This window comes from Gimesia sp. (genome assembly GCF_048260065.1).
GTDB lineage: Bacteria > Planctomycetota > Planctomycetia > Planctomycetales > Planctomycetaceae > Gimesia.
Map to the genome: position 1 here is coordinate 1 of NZ_JBLXHC010000012.1, position 21,719 is coordinate 21,719.

At 50.5% G+C, this 21,719-nt stretch carries 19 protein-coding genes; 6 read left to right on the plus strand and 13 right to left on the minus strand.

What is annotated here, in order from left to right; all coding sequences use genetic code 11:
* Positions 1-58: 58 nt before the first annotated feature.
* The gene (locus ACN0YN_RS20825) at positions 59-673 is read right to left on the minus strand and encodes a hypothetical protein (RefSeq protein WP_417386944.1); all 615 of its coding nucleotides are present in this window, start codon (positions 671-673) and stop codon (positions 59-61) included.
* Positions 674-843: 170 nt separating this feature from the next.
* The gene (locus ACN0YN_RS20830; RefSeq protein ID WP_417386945.1) at positions 844-1,338 is read right to left on the minus strand and encodes a hypothetical protein; all 495 of its coding nucleotides are present in this window, start codon (positions 1,336-1,338) and stop codon (positions 844-846) included.
* Between the two features lie 485 nt (positions 1,339-1,823).
* On the opposite strand from ACN0YN_RS20830, the gene ACN0YN_RS20835 reads away from it, so the two are divergent.
* Entirely contained in the window at positions 1,824-3,302 is a 1,479-nt protein-coding gene (locus ACN0YN_RS20835) for an amidohydrolase (protein ID WP_417386946.1), read from the plus strand.
* 11 nt (positions 3,303-3,313) lie between these two features.
* Here the strand turns inward: ACN0YN_RS20835 and ACN0YN_RS20840 are convergent, their stop codons facing one another.
* Entirely contained in the window at positions 3,314-4,000 is a 687-nt protein-coding gene (locus ACN0YN_RS20840) for a protein-L-isoaspartate(D-aspartate) O-methyltransferase (RefSeq protein WP_417386947.1), read from the minus strand.
* A gap of 123 nt (positions 4,001-4,123) precedes the next feature.
* Between ACN0YN_RS20840 and ACN0YN_RS20845 the strand changes: the two genes are divergently transcribed.
* Positions 4,124-5,602, plus strand: a complete 1,479-nt coding sequence (locus ACN0YN_RS20845; RefSeq protein ID WP_417386948.1) for a sulfatase — start codon at positions 4,124-4,126, stop codon at positions 5,600-5,602.
* Positions 5,603-5,614: 12 nt separating this feature from the next.
* Here ACN0YN_RS20845 and ACN0YN_RS20850 read toward each other — a convergent pair whose 3' ends face one another.
* From ACN0YN_RS20850 to ACN0YN_RS20865, 4 genes are all read right to left on the minus strand, one after another.
* Positions 5,615-6,502 carry a sugar phosphate isomerase/epimerase family protein gene (locus ACN0YN_RS20850; RefSeq protein ID WP_417386949.1) on the minus strand — a complete coding sequence of 296 codons (888 nt, stop codon included), beginning with the start codon at positions 6,500-6,502 and terminating at the stop codon, positions 5,615-5,617.
* Positions 6,503-6,551: 49 nt separating this feature from the next.
* Positions 6,552-7,568, minus strand: coding sequence for a 3-deoxy-7-phosphoheptulonate synthase (gene aroF, locus ACN0YN_RS20855; protein WP_417386950.1), 1,017 nt, complete (start codon positions 7,566-7,568; stop codon positions 6,552-6,554).
* A gap of 360 nt (positions 7,569-7,928) precedes the next feature.
* Positions 7,929-8,861, minus strand: coding sequence for a hypothetical protein (locus tag ACN0YN_RS20860; protein ID WP_417386951.1), 933 nt, complete (start codon positions 8,859-8,861; stop codon positions 7,929-7,931).
* 232 nt (positions 8,862-9,093) lie between these two features.
* A complete protein-coding gene (locus ACN0YN_RS20865; protein WP_417386952.1) occupies positions 9,094-9,846 on the minus strand; it encodes a 3-keto-disaccharide hydrolase in 753 nt (250 codons plus the stop codon).
* Positions 9,847-10,209: 363 nt separating this feature from the next.
* On the opposite strand from ACN0YN_RS20865, the gene ACN0YN_RS20870 reads away from it, so the two are divergent.
* A complete protein-coding gene (locus tag ACN0YN_RS20870; RefSeq protein WP_417386953.1) occupies positions 10,210-11,934 on the plus strand; it encodes a diguanylate cyclase in 1,725 nt (574 codons plus the stop codon).
* Between the two features lie 186 nt (positions 11,935-12,120).
* Positions 12,121-12,918, plus strand: coding sequence for a glycosyltransferase family 2 protein (locus ACN0YN_RS20875; protein ID WP_417386954.1), 798 nt, complete (start codon positions 12,121-12,123; stop codon positions 12,916-12,918).
* Between the two features lie 12 nt (positions 12,919-12,930).
* Here the strand turns inward: ACN0YN_RS20875 and ACN0YN_RS20880 are convergent, their stop codons facing one another.
* The 3 genes from ACN0YN_RS20880 to ACN0YN_RS20890 form a co-directional block, all read right to left on the minus strand.
* On the minus strand, positions 12,931-13,800 hold the full coding sequence (locus tag ACN0YN_RS20880; RefSeq protein ID WP_417386955.1) for a leucine-rich repeat domain-containing protein: 870 nt from the start codon (positions 13,798-13,800) through the stop codon (positions 12,931-12,933).
* A 153-nt stretch (positions 13,801-13,953) separates the two neighbouring features.
* Positions 13,954-14,991 (minus strand): mandelate racemase/muconate lactonizing enzyme family protein, encoded by a 1,038-nt coding sequence (locus tag ACN0YN_RS20885; protein WP_417386956.1) that lies wholly within the window; start codon positions 14,989-14,991, stop codon positions 13,954-13,956.
* A gap of 137 nt (positions 14,992-15,128) precedes the next feature.
* On the minus strand, positions 15,129-16,436 hold the full coding sequence (locus ACN0YN_RS20890; RefSeq protein WP_417386957.1) for a HEAT repeat domain-containing protein: 1,308 nt from the start codon (positions 16,434-16,436) through the stop codon (positions 15,129-15,131).
* A gap of 642 nt (positions 16,437-17,078) precedes the next feature.
* On the opposite strand from ACN0YN_RS20890, the gene ACN0YN_RS20895 reads away from it, so the two are divergent.
* Positions 17,079-18,011, plus strand: a complete 933-nt coding sequence (locus ACN0YN_RS20895) for a histone deacetylase (protein ID WP_417386958.1) — start codon at positions 17,079-17,081, stop codon at positions 18,009-18,011.
* A 20-nt stretch (positions 18,012-18,031) separates the two neighbouring features.
* On the opposite strand, the gene ACN0YN_RS20900 is transcribed toward ACN0YN_RS20895, so the two are convergent.
* From ACN0YN_RS20900 to ACN0YN_RS20910, 3 genes are all read right to left on the minus strand, one after another.
* Positions 18,032-19,060, minus strand: coding sequence for a prenyltransferase/squalene oxidase repeat-containing protein (locus ACN0YN_RS20900; protein WP_417386959.1), 1,029 nt, complete (start codon positions 19,058-19,060; stop codon positions 18,032-18,034).
* 121 nt (positions 19,061-19,181) lie between these two features.
* Complete coding sequence (locus ACN0YN_RS20905) at positions 19,182-19,541, minus strand: 2Fe-2S iron-sulfur cluster-binding protein (RefSeq protein WP_417386960.1); 360 nt, start codon at positions 19,539-19,541, stop codon at positions 19,182-19,184.
* Between the two features lie 123 nt (positions 19,542-19,664).
* Complete coding sequence (locus ACN0YN_RS20910; RefSeq protein ID WP_417386961.1) at positions 19,665-20,135, minus strand: universal stress protein; 471 nt, start codon at positions 20,133-20,135, stop codon at positions 19,665-19,667.
* 488 nt (positions 20,136-20,623) lie between these two features.
* Between ACN0YN_RS20910 and ACN0YN_RS20915 the strand changes: the two genes are divergently transcribed.
* Positions 20,624-21,718 carry a hypothetical protein gene (locus ACN0YN_RS20915; protein ID WP_417386962.1) on the plus strand — a complete coding sequence of 365 codons (1,095 nt, stop codon included), beginning with the start codon at positions 20,624-20,626 and terminating at the stop codon, positions 21,716-21,718.
* Position 21,719: the final 1 nt, after the last annotated feature.

Sequence of the window (21,719 nt, forward strand, 5' to 3'; positions counted from 1 at the left end):
ATCAGATCACCAGCACAGAAAGCAGGAACTACATTACACACTGTGGCTACCGCTACGGTTATCTGTGACGCGCTCTAATGTCCTCTTCAGGTAACTCGACATTCAGAGGCGGGACATTCTTCCCCTGTTCTTGCGAATGATTGAGCGCAGGAGTCGTTTTGACGAAGGCACAATACGAACCGGCGTTGATGAATTTTTTCATTTCCTCGCGCCAGTTTTCATTGTACTTGATGGCAATTTTCCAGCTTTGCCAGTCGTGGTCTGCGTTGTAAAAGAAAATGCTCAGGCTGTTGATCTCATTAAAGTTCTCCAGGTTGGGGAGCCCCTGTTTTGTTCCGGGGTTCTTGACGAATTTTTTGGGTACGAGTCTGATCGGCTGCCTTTGACGAATATACGAATAGGCTTTGCGAATATTCTGCGCGAGTTCTGAATTCTGCTTGTCCAGCTTGAGTTGCGAATAGCCGGCGTAACCACAGAAGGCCAGTTCGCAGATATAGTTATAGTTAAATACCGGTTCGGCTCCCTGCTCGTGTTGTTTCAGATCTTTCAGCCTGAGTTTTGAGGGAAAGAAAGCGTCGCCCGGAAGGAAATAGTCGTTCGTGGCATCTGCCGGTGAAGCCTGTGTCAGCAGAATGAAAGTGACGACCAGGCAGATGAAGGGCATTGAGCGCATAGAAACATCTTTCTTCCTGAACAGAGTAGACGGGAGGCATGGATGCCTGACTTAATCTTGCCGACTTCTGATTGAGGATGCAAGCAGAAACTGTGATGTGTTGTGCTGACAGTTCTGGAGATCAGAATTTTAAGAGACACATCTGAACCAGTTGTTATCGTGCTCATTTTTCATCTTGGTGCTGAATCGACCTTTGGATATGGTTGGCCCTGGCTGCGATAATAATCTTTCTGAACAAGTTGATATGCGGCATCGAGTTCTTCTTTCGACATGCTCTTAATCTTTTCCGGTGTCAAATTTCGCCACCGTCGTTTCTGGCGCGGCTGGGTAGGGCAGTCGAGTCCGAGGAGTTTGTCCATGCGTTCGCGGCAGCGAATCTGTTCGCGTTCGGAAAGATCTGCATGCTGGAGTTTATACAGATAATACTGAAATGACTGGGCACGCAACTGTTCCAGGGGGATGGTCAGACTTTCGACCATTTCATTACGGGCACGTGTAATATAACGTTCGACGGATCGGGGCGAGAGCTGGTATTCTTTGCTGATAGCCCGTTTGATATCAGACGGGTGCCTGTGCAGTCCGAGTAACATTTTGACCGCCTCGAGCAGTTGATGTCGCTGTTCGCTGGAAATACGGGTTCTGGTTTTTGGGGGAGTTGTCGTCATGGTTTTGTCTCCGATCTCAAACAGGAATTACAGACGGTGCGAAGTAGCAGATCATGCAGGTCGGCACGTGCAGGTCAACTGCAGTTATCGGTTCTGCGCCGGATTGACGCGGGTCTGGTGGAGTCAGGGGGCAAAAGTGGTATCAGACTGCAGAAAACGTGCAGAAAGCGGGACCGATAAGCGATGAAAGGATCGGCAGTCATGCGACAGAGACAGGTGATTTTCAAGTGGATAAAGGGGAATATTCAGTTAACAGATTTCTTCCGGTTCGCGCTGTTCATCGGGCAGAAAAACATGCTATGCGCGCGACGCATAACTGGAAAGTCTCTGTGGCGGCGCGACGGAGTCAAGTCGATTTCTTCCACTGGTGCGGTTTGAACTGATCAGGGGAAAGTGAACAGGGAATAGAGATGACAATCTGCGCAGGCTTTGGTAGGCTAAAATGATTCCATTTCAAAAGCGTTCGGTTTACGGAGAGAAAGATCATGATGCGAGCGAATGTTGTGAGTACGATCGGATGTGTGCTGAGTACGTTGATGCTGACCTGTCTTGTCCAGGCGGATGAGAAAGCGTCAGAGAAACTGAGTGCAGCACAACAGACGGCCGTCGATGATGTGATCAGACAGGCAGAAGATCTGAAAGCCGTCAACCAGTCGATCTGGAATTATGCAGAGGTCGGCCTGCAGGAAAATCAGTCGTCTCAACTGTTGATTGAAAAACTGAAGCAGGACGGGTTCAAAGTCAAAAGTGGTGTGGCCGATATGCCAACCGCGTTTGTGGCGACTTACGGCAGCGGAAAACCTGTGATTGGAATTCTGGCCGAATACGATGCGCTGCCCGGGTTGTCGCAGAAGACGGTTCCTTATCGGGAATCGCAGACAGAGGGGGGCGCGGGGCATGCCTGTGGTCACAGTGGTCTGGGGACTGCGGCTCTGGGGGCAGCGCTGGCGGTCAAAGAAGCGATCGACAAACATCAGTTGAAAGGGACCGTGCGACTGTATGGCACGCCGGCGGAAGAAACGGGACTGGGAAAAGTTTACATGCTGCTGGACGGGCAGTTTGAGGATCTGGATATCTGTCTGCACTGGCATCCTTCAAACAATACCAACGTGCATCTGGGAAGTTCCAAAGCACTGGTCTCTGTGAAGTTCACGTTTACCGGGCTGCCTGCGCATGCTTCGGTGAGCCCCGAAAGTGGAGTGAGTGCGCTGGACGCCGTTGAGCTGATGAATACCGGCGTGAATTACATGCGCGAGCATGTGAAGGAGGACGCGCGAATGCATTATGTGATTATCGACGGAGGGGGGCAGCCGAACGTGGTGCCCGCGAAAGCGACCGTCTGGTATTATGTGCGGGCGAATACGCATGAGGATCTGGAGCGGTATTATAAGTGGGTCGTCGATATCGCCAAAGGGGCGGCGCTGATGACGCGGACGAAACTTTCGGTGCAGGTGGATACAGACAATCATGAGCTGATTCCCAATACGCCGTTATCAGAAGTCATTCACGAAAAGCTGACGACGATTGGACCACCTGAATTTTCCGAGGAAGAAAAAGCGTTTGCCCGCCGCATTCAGCAACCTTTGATTGAAGAGTTCGGTCAGCAGTTTCCCGTGGCGATTGACAGCCGCGTACATACATTGCAGGAATCGAAGACCTCTTCCAAAGGATCGACCGATGTGGGGGACATCAGCTGGCACATTCCCACGGGGGGCCTACGGACGACCTGTTTCGCTGCGGGAAATCCGGGACACAGCTGGCAGAATGTGGCTTGTATCGGCTCTTCGATTGGTGAGAAGGGAATTCTGTATGCGGCGCAGGCGCTGGCAGCAACGACCGTTGAGTTGATGGAGAACCCGGCACTGGTGACGGAAGCCAAAGCGGACTTTGATCAGCGTATGAAAGACCGGAAATATATTACACTGATTCCCAAAGGACAGAAGCCGCCGGTAAAAATCCGGTGATTCGCAGTCGATTATTCAGGATGGTCGGACGGGTGACCGAATTTTCCGATCAACGGGACGAAGACAAAGGCTCCCAGAATTTCCTCGGAGAGTCTTCCGTTGCGGAGCGTGAAGCGGTACATCCGCTGGCCGGTTGACTCTGAGCCGAGGGGGATGATGATTCTTCCCCCTTCGCTCAACTGCTCCTGATAGGGGGCCGGCAGTTGTTCTGAGGAAGCAGTGACGATGATCGCATCGTAGGGTGCCTTCTGAGGCAGGCCCAATGTACCATCGTCGGTATAGACGTGGACATTGTCATAGCCGAGACGCTGCAGTCGTTCGGCTGCCTGACTGGCGAGTTCGGGAATGCGTTCGACCGTATGGACTTCGCGGGCGAGTTGTGAGAGAACGGCGGCGCCGTAACCGGAGCCCGTGCCGATTTCGAGGACGGTTTCTTTTCCGGTCAGCTCTGCTGCGGCACACATGAAGGCAACGGTAAAAGGCTGAGAGATTGTCTGGTGACAGTCGATGGGGAGCGCACAATCATTGTAGGCAAAACGCCGTGATTCCGGAGGCACGAACTCTTCGCGGGGAACGGATTCGATCGCTGTCAGCACGCGGGGATCGGTAATCTCCCGCTGTCGAAGATGCTTTTCGATCATCGTCTTTTTCGCATTTTGAAAGACATCATCGAAGTCGGATTCGGAATGACTGCTCATGAGAGTACCTTCCCGGAAAAAGTGACACGCGGTTATCAAGAAAAAACGGTGTCAGTCTGTTATAATTCCATTGTGTCACATTGCGGTTACTTAGTACATCCTTTTCGGAGTTGTTATTGAATAATGTGGATTCGCATTCCTGTCTGCTGTCTGATTATCGTTTTGAGTTTGCTGGTTGAGGTGAAACAAATTCCCGCCGCTGAAACTACGGGGAAGTCCAAACCGAATGTGCTGCTGATTGCCATTGACGACTTGCGCACGGAACTGGGGTGCTATGGACTGCCTTATGTGCAGAGCCCGTCGCTGGATCAGCTGGCTTCAGAAGGTGTGCTGTTTACGAACCATTTTGTGCAGGTTCCAACGTGTGGCGCTTCGCGGTATGCCTTGCTGACGGGGCGGAGTCCAGCGAGTTCCGGAGTGACTCGTAAGAACCAGGCCTTTTACAGTGGGGCATCTGCTTTATCTGCAAAACAGACCGCCGGTGCGCAGACGATGCCGGAACTGTTTCGGCGGAGCGGTTACCGGACGACGTGTATCGGCAAGATTTCGCATACGGCGGATGGTCGCGTCTTTGAATACAACGGGAAAGGGGATGGTCGCGATGAGCTGCCTCATGCCTGGGATGAGCTGGCGACCCCCTTTGGTTCGTGGAAGCGGGGCTGGGGGATCTTTTTTGCGTATGCGAACGGACGCAGTCGCGAAGATGGGAGTGGGATCCGGGACCTGATGGAGTTCAAAGTAGAGCAGGACGAAGATCTACCCGATGGTCTGCTGGCAAAAGCAGCGATTGAAAAGCTGCGGGAATATAAAGCAGGCGATCAACCTTTTTTTCTGGGACTGGGATTCTTCAAACCGCATTTACCTTTCGTTGCACCGAAGCAGGACTGGGACGCTTTTGAGAATGTCGACATTCCGCCGGTCCCTCATCCGGAGAAACCAGAGTCGGCGTACTGGCATAAGAGCGGCGAATTTTACAGTTATGACATGGAGTATGAGAAAACGCGTCCCCTGTCTCGCGCGGCGCGGGAAAATGTACGACGGGGGTATCTGTCGTGTGTGCGTTACACCGATCGGCAGGTTGGAAAAGTCTTAAAGACGCTGGATGAGCTGGGACTGCGCGAGAATACGATTGTGGTGGTCTGGGGAGATCATGGCTGGTTTCTGGGTGATTCCGCGTTGTGGGCCAAGCATGCTCCGTTGGAACGGGCATTAAAAAGCACCTTGATGATTCGCGCACCGGGTGTGGCGGAGGCAGGATTAAAGTCAGCAGCGCTGGTGGAAACCGTGGATATCTATCCGACGTTGATCGATTTATGTCAGCCTGCATTTCGCAAGACCGAATATCCCCTGGACGGAAAGAGTCTGAAACCGATTCTGACGGGAGAGAAAACGGAGATTCGCAAGGCGGCATTGAGTTACTGGAGTAATGCGGTGAGCGTGCGTACGCAGCAGTATCGTCTGACGGCTACGATGAAAAAAGGGAAGCCAACTGACATTGAGCTGTATGATGTGACAGACACACCCGACCCGGTTGAAAATCTGGCGAAATCAAAACCGAAGGTTGTGCAACAGCTGATGGAGTTTATTCCTGAAAAGAAGTGAGTGGATCACTTCTCAAAGCAGGTGCGTTTTCATCCACGTGAGGTATTCGCTGGCGTATTCATTCAGATTATCGAGGCTGCCTCCGCCTCGGATGGGGGAGCACATTTCGTAGGTGGCGATGCCATTGAAGCCCCCTTCTTTCAAGCCATGAAAAAAGGCGGAGTAATCAATGAAACCCGTACCGAATTTGACAGCGCGGACCAGATCGGGTTCCTGTCGCTGATAGTTGATGAGGTCGGGCTGGTAAGCAAAGCGGGGGAGTTTGATGTAGTCGGCGTTGGTTGTGATCGCAGTATGGGGGGCCATTTTGCGAGCGGCGTCGAACAGGTTTTCGCCACGCAGAGCAGGGGACCAGGCATCGAAGCCCAGTTTGCAGTTGGGGCGGTCGATGTCAAACAGGAGTTCGAGCAGGGCATCGGAATGGACGCCGACATCGTGATGGTTCTGGACGGCGACTGTGACATCGTATTCTGCCGCCCGGTCACAGCATTCCTGCAATGCGGAAACGGTTTGATTCCAGAGGGCATGCGGTGTCTGCCGGGGAGAATCATAGGCGGTGAAAATGCGAACGGTTGAAGCTCCCAGCTGGCTGGCGATTTCCGCGAGCTGCTGAACGTACTGAATCTGCAGTTCGATCAAAGGGACTTCCGCAGCAGCAGAGCCAGCGAAATCAGTATAGCCGCCGATGATCGCGCATTTGATCTGATGATGTTCGAGGGCACCTTTGATCGATTCAATCAGTTCCGGAGAGGAGTCCAGAGGAGCCAGATGCGGGCGTTTTCCCATGAGCATCACGGAATCATAACCCAGTTTGGCTGACTGGGAGATGAACTCATTCAAGTTCAAGGCATGCTGTCCCCAGAAACCGGCATAACTGACTGAAAAAAGACAGAGCTTCATGAACGGACTCCCGGGAACAGGTTGCTTCGAATGACAGCAGACGACTGACTTATCCTAATTCTTTTCCGACGGCTGCTGCAACCTTGCGGCAGAGATCCATCGTTTGAGAGAAGGCGTCCGGCGTCAGGGACTGGGCGCCATCGCTCATGGCGCGAGACGGATCGGGGTGAACTTCCAGGATCAGGCCGTCACAGCCGGCCGCGATCGCAGCGGCACACATGGGAGGCACCAGGCTGGCGATACCCGTTCCATGACTGGGATCGATGACAACTGGCAGGTGAGTCCGTTCATGCAGATAAGGAACGGTGGCCAGCGGGAGTGTGAAGCGGGTATGTGTTTCGAATGTCCGGACGCCGCGTTCGCAGAGAATGACCTGCTGATTTCCCTGATCGAGGATGTATTCGGCGGCGAGCAGGAATTCTTCAATCGTGGCAGAAGGGCCGCGTTTCAGCAGGACAGGAAGCCGGGTTTCGCCTACCGCCTGCAGAAGATGGTAGTTCTGCATATTGCGGGCACCGATTTGCAGGACATCCGCGTATTGGCAGAGCAGATCGACATGGTTAGGCGTCATGACTTCGGTGACGACGGCGAGGCCGGTTTCTTCCCGTGCCAGCGCGAGAAGCTTGAGGCCGTCTTCTTTCATACCCTGGAAAGAGTAGGGGCTGGTGCGCGGTTTGAAAGCACCGCCACGCAGTCCGGTAGCGCCAGCAGCTTTGACCTGGTGGGCGACCTGCAGGATCTGTTCTTCACTTTCTACAGAGCAGGGACCGGCGATCACGCCAACATGTGAACCACCAATTTTAAGATCGCGTGTGGTGACAACCGTTGGTTCCGGCTTGGTTTCTTTACTGGCGACTTTATAAGCGGCGATGATGGGCACGACTTTTTCGACTTCGGCACAGGATTCCAGTTCTTCCTGATGTCCGTCACGTTTGATGCCTGCAGCGGCGATGACGGTTCGTTCTTCACCGACGATGACGTGGGCTTTCAGTCCCATTTCTTCGACGCGTCTGACCATGGCCTGGACCATTTCTTCAGTGGCATTAGGTTTCATCACAACAATCATGGCGTTGACTCATTTCTATTTCAGTCTCAGGGAATAAAAAAAGCCCTGTAACCAGTGAGGTTACAGGGCCAATCGATTTCAGGGGCTGTTCATCAGTTATGAACGGTATGTATTCGATCGGTCAGGTAACCTGTTCCGGTAAACCAATAGCTCAAAAAGTGCCAGGCTGTAAAATAGGACAGCCGCACAAAATTAAAGCTAAAAGTACCAAACCGATGTGTCACGGAGAAACTCCAAAACGGAGAAAATCTGATTTCCAGCAAATTTCCATCAGAGGAAACTGCATGGTTAGATCATACTCCTGCGGAACAAATTAAGTCAACCGAGAAATTTAAAAGTTTCTCAACCGGGCTGAGTGGCTTAGAAATGTGGGCCTTTTGTATTTCGCTTGTGGAGATGCGTGAAACTGATGCCCTGCTTTTTGTGTGCCGAGTCCAGTTCCTGCTGCTTCGGATCTGTGGGTTTGAAGTGAGGTTGATTGTTTGATGAGGCGTGAGGTAACAGTGTACGAAACTGTTCTGGAATCTGATCGGGGTGTGTTTCAGCGGCAAGTCCACTGCGCGCGATACGAATCTGCTGGATTGATTTCATCATCGCAGACTGATGGAAACAGTCTTCCGGATAACAGGCCATAACGGCTGCCAGCATTTTTTCCCAGTGGTCACTGCTTTGGCTGGTCAGTCCGGCGGGGAATGAAATTCGTAGGCCGGCGGTAATCAGATCCCAGGTCTGAACGGGGGAGGGGGCATTCAGATTTGAAGACTGGTCTTCACCGAAATCGCGGGCGCGTTCCGGATCGTGGGCAAATTCCTGCAGATCGTATCGTAATACAAACTGTCCGAGCATCAGGTCGGTCCAGCGTTCGATTGAGCGTCTCGTGCTATTAATTCGTTTGAGGGCCTCCAGACTCAGATGGTTTTCCGCGACCATCACACCCAGGACGACGCGTTTCAGATCCAGGAAAGCCAGGTAGAGACTGCGGGATATGGGCTCGGCCTGACACTGTTTTCGTTTTTGATCTGTCGCAGCCAGAACGGTGGTCACAACCCGGATCAGCATTTCTTCGGCAAAGAAATCTTTGAAAATGACTTCGAGTTCTGATTCGGAGAGATCGCTCGGAGTGTCTGACTTCGCCAGCGGTTCCAGAACACGTCGTCGTTGTTTCAGATGTTCCTGCCCGTGATACCAGAAGTCACAGAGGACGTCGGAGGAAAGCGGAGCTGTTCCTTCAATGAGCGAAAGACTTTGAGATGCAATGACAGCTGCGATTTCTGCGGTAATTTGCGAATTCAATGGAATGCCGTTCTGCCTTGAGAGTGAAATGACCCGGAGCCTGGAATTCCGAAGAAGACCAGAGCTATCTCTGGCAGGGTAAACGCAAAAGGGATACCAGTTTCATTATTGAAACGGCGGTCGATTCATAAAGACTGTAAATGGAACAGTTTATGAGTTAAGGCAATAAATGCCTGGCACGTCCGGTGGTGACTTAATCCATCGACGTGTTGATCTAAATCAACGTGTGGTATTATTTCTGCGGTGCCGTCTTGGCGACTTCTTCGGGTGTCAGTTTCCTGATCCGAATATCTTTCAAAGCAGCTGTCGTGCTGAATGAGGTGATACCGAAAGGGCGGGAGAGTTCGACTTCGTGGCGGATTGAGATCTTGCGATCTTTCAGATTCTGGTCCACAATCTGTTTTCCATCCAGCCAGACCTGAATTTTATGGTCGGTGACCTGCAGACGGATTTTATACCACTGGTTCTTCTTAAACGTCTGAAATGTCGTCGTGCTGTTCTGTGATGCGTCATCTCCGTCGATGCTGGAGATACCGCACAGGCTGCCCCCCCAGCCTCCCAGGATGAACGAGCAGGGATCTTTTTTGACGGGGAAGGTCAGTCCGCAGAAGAAGTCGGTTCCATCGACCCGCATGGCTTCCAGTTCTACTTCATAGTTTGTCAGCGGAAGATTTTTCGGATCGTCGAGGGTGACGCCGGTCAGATCGACGCCCATTTCCAGAATCAGGTTTCCCTTTTCAACATGGACTTCGCCTTCACCTCCGAATTGCGGGACTTTCCAGCCATCCAGGTTCTTGCCGTTGAAGAGAGAAATCCATTTGGGTTCGGGCTGTTTTTCTGCTTTGCCGGCTTCCTTTTTTTCTGCCGGGTTATCTGCTGAGACAACCGGACTGGTCATCAGACTGAATATGAGGATCAGAAGCAGGCCGGTTTGGGGGAGACGGGTCTGCAGCGATGTATTTCCTGATGGATTCAAAATATTCATAAATGGCCTGATGCTATGTCAAAAGGGTTGGGAACGGTAAGCACACCTGTTTCAGGGTGGCTTCGCGGTTGGACCTGTTTCTGTCTCATCCTGTTTCAGAGATCAAGGTTAAAGGCACACACGCCTGAATTCTCACTATTAGAAAATAATGGAGTCCAAATCGAAAGCCAAAAATATCGGTTTATGAGGATTATGTCGAATTCAGGGGTCAGGCAAAGTCATGAGGGAAAATCATGGGACGCGAGTGAAAATTGTGTTCATCTATCAGCGATTTCTGGACTAGGTTTTGTATGAACCTCGTGGAGATTCCGCGGGATTCATCAGATATAATCTCGATTGCAGGTTAGAAAGCGCAGGGCTCAGTTGTCTTATCTTATTGCATCTATCATTGAAGTCATCACTCAAAATGTGTCGCAGGGCATTACCAATGCCAGTATTGCGGCCATCGCCTGTGTCTGTCTGCTGCAATATGTTGTCTACACTTTCAAAATGTCAGCAGTACGCAAAGAGAACGAGCAGTTTCAGCGTAATCTTTCTGAATTCGAAGTTGAGTTACAGGATATTCAGTCCGATCGGGCGATGACGCTGATCGAGAATCACATATTAAGAGAGTTTGTGTCACAGTCTGATTTCGACCAGGCAATCGAACTGCTCTTAAAACGTTATGTGCCTTCGCTGCGGGATGGATTCGGGTTATACCTGAATCATATTAATGGTGAATTCAAGCTCCGCGAATCACGGGGCCTTTCGCGCAATACCAAGGCCATTTATGACGTTGACCGGAATTTACTGAAGCAGTTACGTAACCAGAATGTGCTTGTACTGCGTGGTGATAAACTTCGAGAATCGAATGTCTATCATTGTTTTCACGATCAGGACAAAGCCCGCATCCAGAAGCTGTGCTTGCTGGCGGTTTACGATAAAAAAGATATTTCCGGCATCTTTATTACGACAGATCTGTATCCCGAAGGGGTCGAGGAAGTACAGCAGATTAAGCTGGCGAAGCGGCTGTTGATCTGTGTGTCGCGTAATATTGTCAAGAATCAGGATTTTGAATCGCATCGGTTTGAGTTACGCGTGACGCGCGAACAACTCGAGTTGCGTTCCCTGGCAGACCAGCAGTTTAAGACTCCGGTGATTATGCTGGAAGAATTTCTGGATCGTTTACGACACCTGACCAATTCAAGCAGAGCAGGGTTGTTTCTCTCAACGCCCGGTGATCCCAGTGGATGTAAGGCGATTGTCGAATGTGGAATTACACTCCAGTCCGGCGTGAAAGCCCGCTGGCGTGAACATGAGATGCGTTTAGTTCAACTGGGGCTCAATTCCGGTGAGAATACATCGCTGGCGGGTGACCAGCTGGAAAATCATGGGATTCGATCGCTGGTAGGGGCTGCTTTGATCTCGCCTCTGATTACCAACCGGAAGCGGATCGGCGTACTCTGTCTGACCAGCCAGGACAGCCAGCCTTATGATGAACGATCATTAAGACTGATTTCCTGGGCCTCACAGTTTTTATCGAATACACTGCTGAAAGTACTCAGTCATGCGACGATTGAACGTCAGGCACGACAGGATGGCTTAACAGGACTGGTTAATCGACGTTCGTTTGATGAACTGTTTGAAGATGAGTTTCATCGTGCCCAGTCGGCCGAGATGGCCTGTTCGCTGATTTTAATCGACCTGGATCACTTCAAATCGGTCAATGATACTTACGGACATCAGGCAGGTGATGAAGTTCTGCGACGGGTTGCACAGATTTTACGAGAACGAATTCAGGAGATTCGATCATCGGATAATGTCATCGCTGCCCGCTATGGTGGTGAAGAATTAGCAATTCTGTTACCAGAAGTGGGGCTGACGGGCACGGAACGAATCGCTGAAGTGATACGACATTCAATCGAAGCGAGTGTTATCAAATTTAACGATGTTCACATTCCCGTCACAGCCAGCCTGGGAATCTCGACTTATTCACCTCATGTGATGGACAGTGTTCAGGCGATGCTGGCTGCCGCGGACAGTGCCCTGTATCAGGCAAAAGCAGAAGGACGGAATCGAGTTTGCAGCCTGAGTTCGGCTCCGGTCTGAATGATTACTTAAAACGAGGCAGTTTTCACTTGTTTATGAATATCCACTCGTAAACAATGCATACCTGAGTATGACCCGCTTAGACCACAATCACGAACGAGGTCTTGAGCCGGTGTCTTTAGTTTCTCTGTTCTGTAGATGGAAAACGGAACAGCCAGTCTCCCCTGTTCTGAATTTGATAATCTTATGTCCGATCCTGATTCCAGCTCAAACAGTTCCTCGCCAGGGAGAGGACGTGTCGTTGCTGTGATGCCTGCTTATAACGCTGCCAGTACTCTGGAACGGACCGTTGCAGATATCCCCGAAGGATCGGTTGATGAAATCGTTCTGGTCGATGACTGCAGCAGTGATAATACCGTCGAGGTCGCAAAACGGCTGGGGCTGACGGTGATTCAGCATGAGCAAAATAAAGGCTATGGTGGAAACCAGAAGACCTGCTATCGCTATGCTCTGGATGCAGGCGCGGATTACGTTGTGATGATTCATCCCGATTATCAATATGACAGTCGGGTGATTCCAGTCGCAACGGAACTGATTCGACTGGGGATTTGCGATCTGATTCTCGGCTCACGGATTCGAACCCGGGCGGAAACTCTGGCAGGCGGGATGCCTTTTTATAAATACGTCGCGAACCGGTTTCTGACGATTGTTGAAAATATTGCCCTCGGTCAGAACCTGGGAGATTTTCACAGTGGCTTTCGTGCTTACAGCCGTAAAGTTCTGGAGACGATTCCTTTCGACAAGAATTCGGACGATTTTATTTTCGACACCCAGTTCCTGGCACAGGCTGTTCGATTTGGATTCAAGATGAGCGACATCCCGGTTCCGGTTCGCTACTTTGAAGAGGCTTCGAGCATCAACTTCAGACGCAGTGCCCGCTATGGGTTTCTGACGCTGGTCGTGATGCTGCAATACTGGTTAAACCGACTGAAAATCTGGAAATTGGATCTGTTCTCTCAGAATCAGCAGTATCTTGTCGATTGACCGAGTTGCTGGTTATTTGTCAGATTTCTGCTTCTCAGGTTTTGTCTGAGCGGCATCGAATTCCTTCCAGAATTCCTCTGCGGCTTTGACGGTATCAAAGCTGGTTCCCAGACCTTGAATGGATGGATTTTCCCTGATCACATCCAAGCCTTTTTTGATATTAGCCGGAGTAAAAATCAGTCGCTGTAATGGCATGCCTTTCAGAGGCGTCAAATCTGTCACAGCGGAATTCGCGAGATTCAACCGCAGGATCTGCATGCCCCGCAGTGGTGTGAGGTCGGCGACTTTCGTGTCCTGAATATCCAGGCTCTCCAGCAGCATGCCTTTCAGCGGGGAGATATCGGTAATTTCCGTATTGGGAATCCAGAGCGTCTTGAGGGGGAGTGTGTTGATCAGCCCCAGGTTCTTGACCTTGGTGTCAAACAGATTGAGTTGGTTGAGGGGCATACCTTCCAGGGGGGAAATGTCTGAAACGGGGGTGTGCTCCATACGCAGAATCCGGATCGGCATGCCCTGTAAAGGGCTGAGATCACTGACGAACGAACCTTCCAGGTAGAGTTCCTGGATTTTCATTCCTGTCAGCGGGCTCAAATCAGAGACTGGACAATGCGTGAGATCCAGATACTGCAGATCCATGCCTTTCAGCGGGCTTAAATCGGAAACGGGACAGTTCATCAGATCCAGAAACTGCAGTTTCATTCCTTTCAAGCCTGAAATATCTTCCACGCCGACCAGTTTGGCTGAAATGATTTCTCCGTTTTCCTTTCCGAACTCGGCTTTGTTCTGATAATCAGGATTATTTTTCTTCAGCCGATCGTGAATATCCTGTTCCGTCAGAACGACAGGGCCGGCAGGCGCTGTCGGGACAGGGGGATCTGCCACTGTACTCTTTGCTGTCTTTTCGGGAGCTTTTTCCTCGCTGCAACCGGTAAACAGGAAGATGCTTACAAGACAACTCAGACAAATGATTATCAACTGGTTTTCGTTTCTCATAATGGGCCGCATTTCAGAGTGTAAGAATTCGAGATAGATAGATCAGTTTACAAGTTGCAGTTGATGTTCGTCGAATAACAGACCAAAGCCAGGGCGATCTGAAACTTCGATCTTACCCTGTTGAATCTCTGGTTGTCCTTTGACCCAGGTCATCCAAGGGCGACCGGTTTCTGCGAGGGGCTGAGGATCCAGCGCAGCGATGGCGTGCAATGCCCAGATTTCACAACCGCGATGCGGGCAGACACGTAAGCCGGCTTCCTTTGCCATTGTGTAGATTCTGATCAGTTCCGTCAAACCACCGCACCAGTTGACATCGGGTTGAAGTACCGCATGCAGCTTCTGTTCAATGAGCGGGCGAAAAGCCTCTGCGGTAAACTCATGCTCGCCCCCCGCGATGGGGACTGCTGTTTTTTCTTTGAGGACCGTGTAACCGGCCAGATCGTCCGGGGATAATGGTTCTTCGATCCATTCGACCTGAAACGGTTTGATCGCCTGCGAAATCGAAATGGTTGATTCAATGTCCCATTTCATCCAGGCATCAACCATCAGTAACGGCGAGGCACCAATGCTGGATCGTGCCTGTTCAATGGAGGCGACCATCAAATCGCGTTGTTCCGGAGCAGCAATTTTTCCCAGGTGCAGTTTATAACCGGCGTGCTCACCGGTTGTCGTAAGATCCTCTGTTGACCACACCGTATGATAGGTTGGCAATTTTGTACCAGGAGTGCCCCCGAGCAGCGCGACAACCGGTTTCTGTTCCCGTTTTCCCTGCAGATCCCACAAGGCGAGGTCGACTCCGCTGATGGCCATGATGGCAATGCCTTTGCGGCCAAATGCCAGGGTGGCCTGATACATGTCATTCCAGAGTTGTGATATTTCTGCCGGGTTTCTGCCGAGCAGGAGATCGCGCAGGACGGTCTTGACCACGTGTTGTCCTGCCAGTCCTCCCCCGCCCACTCCATAGCCTGTGATACCGGCATCGGTGTCAATGGCGACGAGAATCTGACCCATACTGGTACGCCAGTCGGGAGGAGAGTTTTTACCTGCAGGTTGTATCGCGCGAACGTCTGTGATTTGCATGCTGCCATTCTACTCAAATAAGATAGAAAAAGCAGGGATCTGCAGTGAGATGGCTGGTCAGAATCAAAGGAATTTCTGCAGTGGAAGATTCAGACAGAAACTCAGGCTCGCGATTTCACTCTTCTAAGGAAGAATATTTATCTGCCTTCAGCAACCTGCTGATTCTGCGGTTTGGCCTGTACGGGAGCAACCCGGAAGTTCTTAGGAAGATTCTTCTTCAGCCAGTCATCCATTCCGTTGATGGTTTCTGCATTAATTTTTGCGGCTACATTAGGTTGCAGAACGGTGGAGATCGGTTTAATGACCTGTTTGTAGGCATCGTTGACAACAGTCTGATTTACCTGCATTTTGGTCAGGCCTGTGTTATCAGCCGGGTTCTCAGGCTTGAATGCCAGGTAGACGTTCCAGAAACAGCGTTTCCAGAAGAATGCGTTGGGGTTCGCATTGTAAGCCTGAATCATTTTCCGTGTCATATCGACAATGGAATAGGTGATGAGTTTGATATCCGCGTTTGCTTTGAGTGGAAGCTTGCCGATATTTTCTGCAGCAGCAGAACGAACATCCCAGGTCCGTTTGGCGTTATTCATGACTTTCAGCAAAGCATCCGTGACGATGGGCTGCCGAGCGAGGTTGTCGGAAATACCCAGTGAACCGAGGGCATTCACCAGACTGCGCTGATACCAGGAAAACTCGTCGACCGACTGGGTTAACTCATCAATAATTTCTTCTGCAATTTTGACCCGTAACTGATTGGTCGGATTACCGGTCTGTCCGATTCGCGCGAGGCCGTTGGCAGCGACAATCTTGACTTCAGTCGGCTGAGATTTATCATTCAGGATCTTGACCAGGGGGACATAAGCCATGGTGTAAGCGACGCGTTCTGTTTTCTTCGAACGGTCTTCGTCACGCAGGTCCAGCTGGGAAAGTAACACGACGGCGCTGAACCGAACCAGACGATGATTGTCGAGCAGGTCCTGGGCTCGTTTTGTGAGTTCTTCGAGATATAGTTCACGTGCCTGAAAGTTACCGGAAATCTTGCCGGAAAAACTAATATCCCGCAGGATGTTTGCCCGCAGTTTGTTCAGGTCGGTCTCATTTTCGGGTTTATTGGGATCCTGCTTGAGGGTCATCAGGTAGACGTGATATTTCGCTCCTTCGGCAATCAGTTTTTTCTCTTCAGCAGAACTGAGTTTTCCGCCCCGCAGCACTTTGTCGAAATCCCGCAGTTTGGTTTTTCGAAAATTGACCGCTTCATCGGGAGTAATCAACTCTTTGTATACATTCAATGCGTCGTTCTGGGCATTGGGGTCTGCCGGTTGCTGGCCGAGAACTAACGAACTGGAACACAGTAACAGACCGGCTGCCAGCAGAACCTGTCTGCATACTCTGGCGGTCAGCATTTCAATTCCTGAAACGGTCTGATACGAGCATATGGATTGTCGCACGGAAAGTTCCTTCATTCAACGTTCTGCTCGAACCCCAGTACATTCAGAAGTACAGGGTTTTCTCGACTTCAATTGGGAGCGTTACATTCAAGGAAAATATTACACAAATAAGGCAAATAACTCTATGGCAGCCGAATAGATTTCCTGTGATTAAATGCCGACTGCTATTCTGGTTCCGAACGAAGCGGAATGAGGATATGAATCACTATAAATCATACGATAAATATAGAGCAGATACCAATTAAATCTGCCATTTTCGATCAGCAGATTCAGGGAATCAGCGTCCCAATCCTACTTGCACGGTCAAAATCTCTCTGTTGTCGCTGCAGGAATAAATTCCACTGTCTTCCATGGCACTGTTTTATTATCTTACGGTATCGCTTTACCTTACGAACTGTCAAGATTTTTCTCAATCCTCAGGCCGGAATTCTTGTGCAAGGTGAACGTGCTTCCGAATTTACTGAGGACAATCATAATTTGTAAAAAGCCATCCATGCCTGTCGAGATGGTATGTGTGAAGAAAATGTGATTACCTGCGATCAGAATGTTCAGCGTCCCGCTGTTGTCTGAGGCTTCTTATGACGGTTATCTGGGTTCTGAGGAATTCAGTGTGAGATCATCCCTGTCTGGAATGGATATTGTATGACAGTTTATTTTCAGAGTAACACATTCTTGAAGCATGAAACCGGGGCTCACCCGGAATGTGGTCTGAGGTTGGAAACGGTGATGAATCAGGTTTCTGCCGCGACAATTCCCAATTTAGTAATCATGAACGATCCTCAGGTGGGAACGGGAGAGGAAATCTTACGCGTTCATCCTGAAACGTACTTAAATGACTTACAGGCCTTCTCTGCAGCTGGAGGGGGCCGAATTGAATCCGATACGGTCATGTCTGCCGACTCGTATGAGGTGGCCCGCTATGCAGCAGGTTGTGCAGTTGAAGCCGTGGATCGGGTGATCAAGGGGCAGGCGAAGCAGGTTTTTTGTGCCAGCAGGCCACCGGGGCATCACGCCCTCTCGGATCGGGCCATGGGGTTTTGTCTGTTGAATAATGTGGCCATCGCCGCCCGCCACGCCGTTGACTTTCATGGATTAAACCGTGTTCTGATTGTTGACTGGGACGTGCATCACGGAAACGGCACTCAGGATATTTTTTATGAAGAGGAGTCGGTCTACTTCTTTTCCGCTCATCGGCACCCGTTTTATCCGGGAACTGGTCTGGGACATGAAACGGGATCAGGAGCAGGGCAGGGGACGATCTGGAACCTTCCTCTGGCATTCGGGATCTCCCGGCAGGATTATCTCTCCCAGTTTGAGCGCATGCTGGCTGACGCAGCTGCCAGTTGCCGGCCCGAACTGATTCTGATCAGTGCAGGCTTTGATGCACATAAGGAAGATCCGATTGGCTCGCTGGGGCTGGAGACAGAAGATTTTGGTGCGTTAACTCAGTTGGTCAAGGAAGTGGCAAGTGACTACTGTGAAGGCCGCATCGTCAGTCTGCTGGAAGGGGGCTATCATCCCCAGAGGCTGGCGGAGTCAGTGGTCTGTCATTTAAACAGTCTGAGTAATGACTGAGCCTGTAACCGGGAAGGCTGCTATTTCTGATAGATCGGCAGATAACCTTTATCAAGCTGCAGAATAGTGGCATTGATGGCAGTCGTATAGACGGGGCCGACGTGCCCTTCCATCCAGGCACCGGAGGCAGACTGCTTGCGGAGAATCTGCTTGCCGATATCTTCGATGTACTTATCCCAGTCCTTGGTTTCACCGCGGTACATGACCTGGGCGTAATAAAAATGAGCGTAATGCCAGTGCCCGAAGTAACGGTTTGAATTACCTCCCGGCCAGATATTCTTCTTGCAGAAATCGAGCATGTTTTTCAGGTGATCGGAATCATATTCTCCCGCATTGAACAGGGCGGCACAGGCGGCTGCTGTGATCGCCGGTCGAGCACCGCCGCCGCGAATACTGTATTGGACGCCCCCTTCGGGAGTTGTACAGTCTGAAATGTATTTCTTGGCGCGGTCGATGATTTTTTTATCGACGGGGATGCCGGCATTGCGACAGGCGCGTAATCCCTGAACCTGTGTGATACAGGTTGAGCCTTCATCAAAATCATTGCCGTCTTTGGCAGAAACATATCCCCAACCGCCACGGGTTGTCTGGGCACCGGCGCAGAACTCGACGGCTTTCATCAGTACTTTTTTGAGTTCCTCACGACGGAGCGAGTCTTCTTCTTCGCCATAAACCTGGGAGAGGAAGACCATGGAATAGCCGTGCCCGTAGGTGTAATGGTAGTCGTTCTTATAACCGATCAGACCATTGGGCTGGCTCATTTCCAGCAGGTAATCCACGGCGTTCTTTACATTCTTTGCATACTTCCCGCGTGTGGTCGTAGATCCTTCTGCCAGCAATGCATTACCGGCAAGCGCCGTCATCGCTACCCGATACTGGCCACCATTGGCTTCCCAGTATCCCTGGCGACGCTGCTCTCTGGCAAGGTATTCCAGGGCATTTGAAATCGCCTGCTGCATTTTCGGGTCACGTTTTTTAGCCGAGGCTGTCTCGGGGCTGGACAGAATCAGGCCGACAGTCATCAGGCATAGGAAAAGAATGAATCTCATCAATTACTCCCTCTATACAGAGGACCCGGCGGTTATGATCTCACAATGCCGGAAATAAATGAGAAGCTCTGATCTGAACGCGGATCATAATCACCAGAGCTTCCCGGATTTGAAGTTCAGGTTATTTATCAACCCATTCTACGGGTTGAGGTTCAATTTCGGGTTTAGGCATATGCCCTGCATCGGCACGGCCGCTCCCTTCCAGACGACTGATCGCCCGGACGGTCATATCATGATCGCAGAGAATCTGACAGCTGAGACGGCAGCCGGTAACATCACGCGCTTCGAGTACATTCTTTTCAGCGACCGTCATTTTTTCAGGTTCACCTTCGATAAACTCAACTCGGCATGTTGTACAGCGAGCTGCGCCGCCACAGGCATGTAATTGATCGACCTGGGCATCTTCGGTCAGGGCCAAAACCAGGCGCTTACCAGATTCCACTTCGAATTCTCCTACATTTTCAACGGTCAGTTTTGGCATTGTTTCCTCAGTATTTCAGTTCGGGTTGAGTCCGGAACTCATCGTGAATTGAGACGCTTCAGTATCTCTACGAGTTTCCGGTGATGTTAACTCAATAAATTATAGTAGTTTGCAGCAGATTATTTAAGTCGGCATTACAAATTCCCGTTCCGGGTGGGAAACTGTCAGTACCGGACAGGGGGCTTTGCGGACCACTTTTTCCGCGACACTTCCCAGTAACATATGTTTAAGGCCGGTACGACCATGTGTGCCGATCACAATCAGATCGATTTCTGTTTTTTTGGCATATCGGATAATTTCCAGGAAGGCAGGTCCCACACAGACTTCACGTACGACTTTCAGGCTTTCTGTTCCAGGCAGACCGGGCATTTCTTCCAATTGTTTCTGAGCCAGACTCTGCATGTCGGCGACCAGGTCATTCATGGAGGTTCCCATCATATTCGGTTCGGGGAACATGGCGACGGCGTCCTGAACGACATTCAACAGATGTAATTCGGCACCAAATCGGTTTGCGAGTTCACATCCATAAAGCAGGGCCTGCTGCCCGAATTCACTGAAGTCGGTTGGTACGAGAATTTTCTTCAAATCAATCATGGGGTCACTCCTTGTTTTATTATATCCATCTACTGCAGTTACTTCAGAGACCGGTTCAGCACTTCTCGGTATCGATTTCAAAAATCATCCTGCCTGCTTCCGGCCATAGACCAACAGGCGGTCAATGGTCGACGACAGGCATAATCCTTAGAACTTAACAGACTCCTAAACCTGATTCAGCCACTAATATCGTTATTTTAGTGATGTTCCGTACCGTTCAGCCGCTTACAGATAATACGATCGTTAGATCACAAACAATAGCTTTATCAATCACGACACTTGCATTTATGAGAAATCGTTTTTGCGAGAATAAACGGATGGCTGTTGCGCCTATTCTAACTGATTGACTACTTTCATATATGCGAAAACGGCAGATTTAACCGATTTTTATTCCGTGTGCCATACCACATTTTATGAGCTTGTCAAATACGGGAAGTGGTTTTTTTTAGATTGGCACTGTCTGATTGACACGGAAAGAGGAAATCAAGATGTTACGGCCCTATTCGAAAACGATTTCGTTATCACTGTGCATGTTTTCCATTACAGGGTTAGCTGGCTGCCAGTATGTCCAACAGAAGGTCTATCAGCAGGCCTCTCGCCCCAGTGCCGAGTATCAGGAGCAGATGGAAACCAAGGCTCCCCGATACCAGAGCCCGGGCAAACAGCATATGGAACCGGCTCCCGCTCCGTTTGATGACAGCTATCCACCAGCAGCACCTCCGAGCCTGATTCTGCCGGGTTCAGAGCAGACTTCCAATCAGCAGCGGTCACTTATCCGCAAAGTCTCTGATGAAGAATCGATTGATGACTCTGAATATTTCAAATCCATCTTCGAAGATGAATCGGAAGAACCGGCTCAAAAGAATCTGGGACTGGTTCCCCGTTATTCAACGGTATCTAATTCGATGTCACAAAAAGTGAAACAGATGAACGGAAAAGTCAAAGATTTCTATTCCAAAATGAAATCACACGTGAAAACACCGGACTGGGTGCGCAAGGTTTCCGGCAGCCATGTGGAAGTCATTGAAGAAGAGTCCTTCGGTGGAGATCTTTCCTGTATCAATTCCGTGCCCGTCTTTGAAGAGTCTGAGATGCCCGAGGAACTGCTGCGTCCGGAACCACTCAAGCCGACACCGACACTGCCTGCTCCTCCACAGAAACTTCTGCCTCAACCGGATGCGAAATCACAGCAGTTGCCACAACTGCCTCCGCCGGGTGAAGCAACCAATTTCAATAATTCGTGGAGGGTTTCAGCTACACGAGAGCCTCTGACAATCGAAGATTTCTCAACTACAGAAGATCAACTGGAAATGTGGCCATACGCGAAACAGTTTCAGCAACAGCAGCAGGTACGCAAATTCGAGTTCAAGACAGCGACCCCGGTTTCCACTCCCGACTTTCCTGCCGAGCAGCCGGAGTTCAAGCATCCTCGGGAACTGACGGTCCCTTCGATGATTTCTCAGGACCAGTCTGTACCTCTGCGAAAAATCAGTTATGAGCATGTACAGCAAGAAGCTACACCCGTCCCACGAAGTGCAATGCCGGAAACACCGGTTCAAATTACACCTCGTCGCGTCTATTAAC

Bases quoted from the DNA above. Each gene is read 5' to 3' on its own strand.
- ACN0YN_RS20825 (WP_417386944.1), bottom strand. From the start codon at position 673: ATGCGCTCAATGCCCTTCATCTGCCTGGTCGTCACTTTCATTCTGCTG.
- ACN0YN_RS20830 (WP_417386945.1), bottom strand. From the start codon at position 1,338: ATGACGACAACTCCCCCAAAAACCAGAACCCGTATTTCCAGCGAACAG.
- ACN0YN_RS20835 (WP_417386946.1), top strand. From the start codon at position 1,824: ATGATGCGAGCGAATGTTGTGAGTACGATCGGATGTGTGCTGAGTACG.
- ACN0YN_RS20840 (WP_417386947.1), bottom strand. From the start codon at position 4,000: ATGAGCAGTCATTCCGAATCCGACTTCGATGATGTCTTTCAAAATGCG.
- ACN0YN_RS20845 (WP_417386948.1), top strand. From the start codon at position 4,124: ATGTGGATTCGCATTCCTGTCTGCTGTCTGATTATCGTTTTGAGTTTG.
- ACN0YN_RS20850 (WP_417386949.1), bottom strand. From the start codon at position 6,502: ATGAAGCTCTGTCTTTTTTCAGTCAGTTATGCCGGTTTCTGGGGACAG.
- aroF (WP_417386950.1), bottom strand. From the start codon at position 7,568: ATGATTGTTGTGATGAAACCTAATGCCACTGAAGAAATGGTCCAGGCC.
- ACN0YN_RS20865 (WP_417386952.1), bottom strand. From the start codon at position 9,846: ATGAATATTTTGAATCCATCAGGAAATACATCGCTGCAGACCCGTCTC.
- ACN0YN_RS20875 (WP_417386954.1), top strand. From the start codon at position 12,121: ATGTCCGATCCTGATTCCAGCTCAAACAGTTCCTCGCCAGGGAGAGGA.
- ACN0YN_RS20885 (WP_417386956.1), bottom strand. From the start codon at position 14,991: ATGCAAATCACAGACGTTCGCGCGATACAACCTGCAGGTAAAAACTCT.
- ACN0YN_RS20895 (WP_417386958.1), top strand. From the start codon at position 17,079: ATGACAGTTTATTTTCAGAGTAACACATTCTTGAAGCATGAAACCGGG.
- ACN0YN_RS20900 (WP_417386959.1), bottom strand. From the start codon at position 19,060: ATGAGATTCATTCTTTTCCTATGCCTGATGACTGTCGGCCTGATTCTG.
- ACN0YN_RS20905 (WP_417386960.1), bottom strand. From the start codon at position 19,541: ATGCCAAAACTGACCGTTGAAAATGTAGGAGAATTCGAAGTGGAATCT.
- ACN0YN_RS20910 (WP_417386961.1), bottom strand. From the start codon at position 20,135: ATGATTGATTTGAAGAAAATTCTCGTACCAACCGACTTCAGTGAATTC.
- ACN0YN_RS20915 (WP_417386962.1), top strand. From the start codon at position 20,624: ATGTTACGGCCCTATTCGAAAACGATTTCGTTATCACTGTGCATGTTT.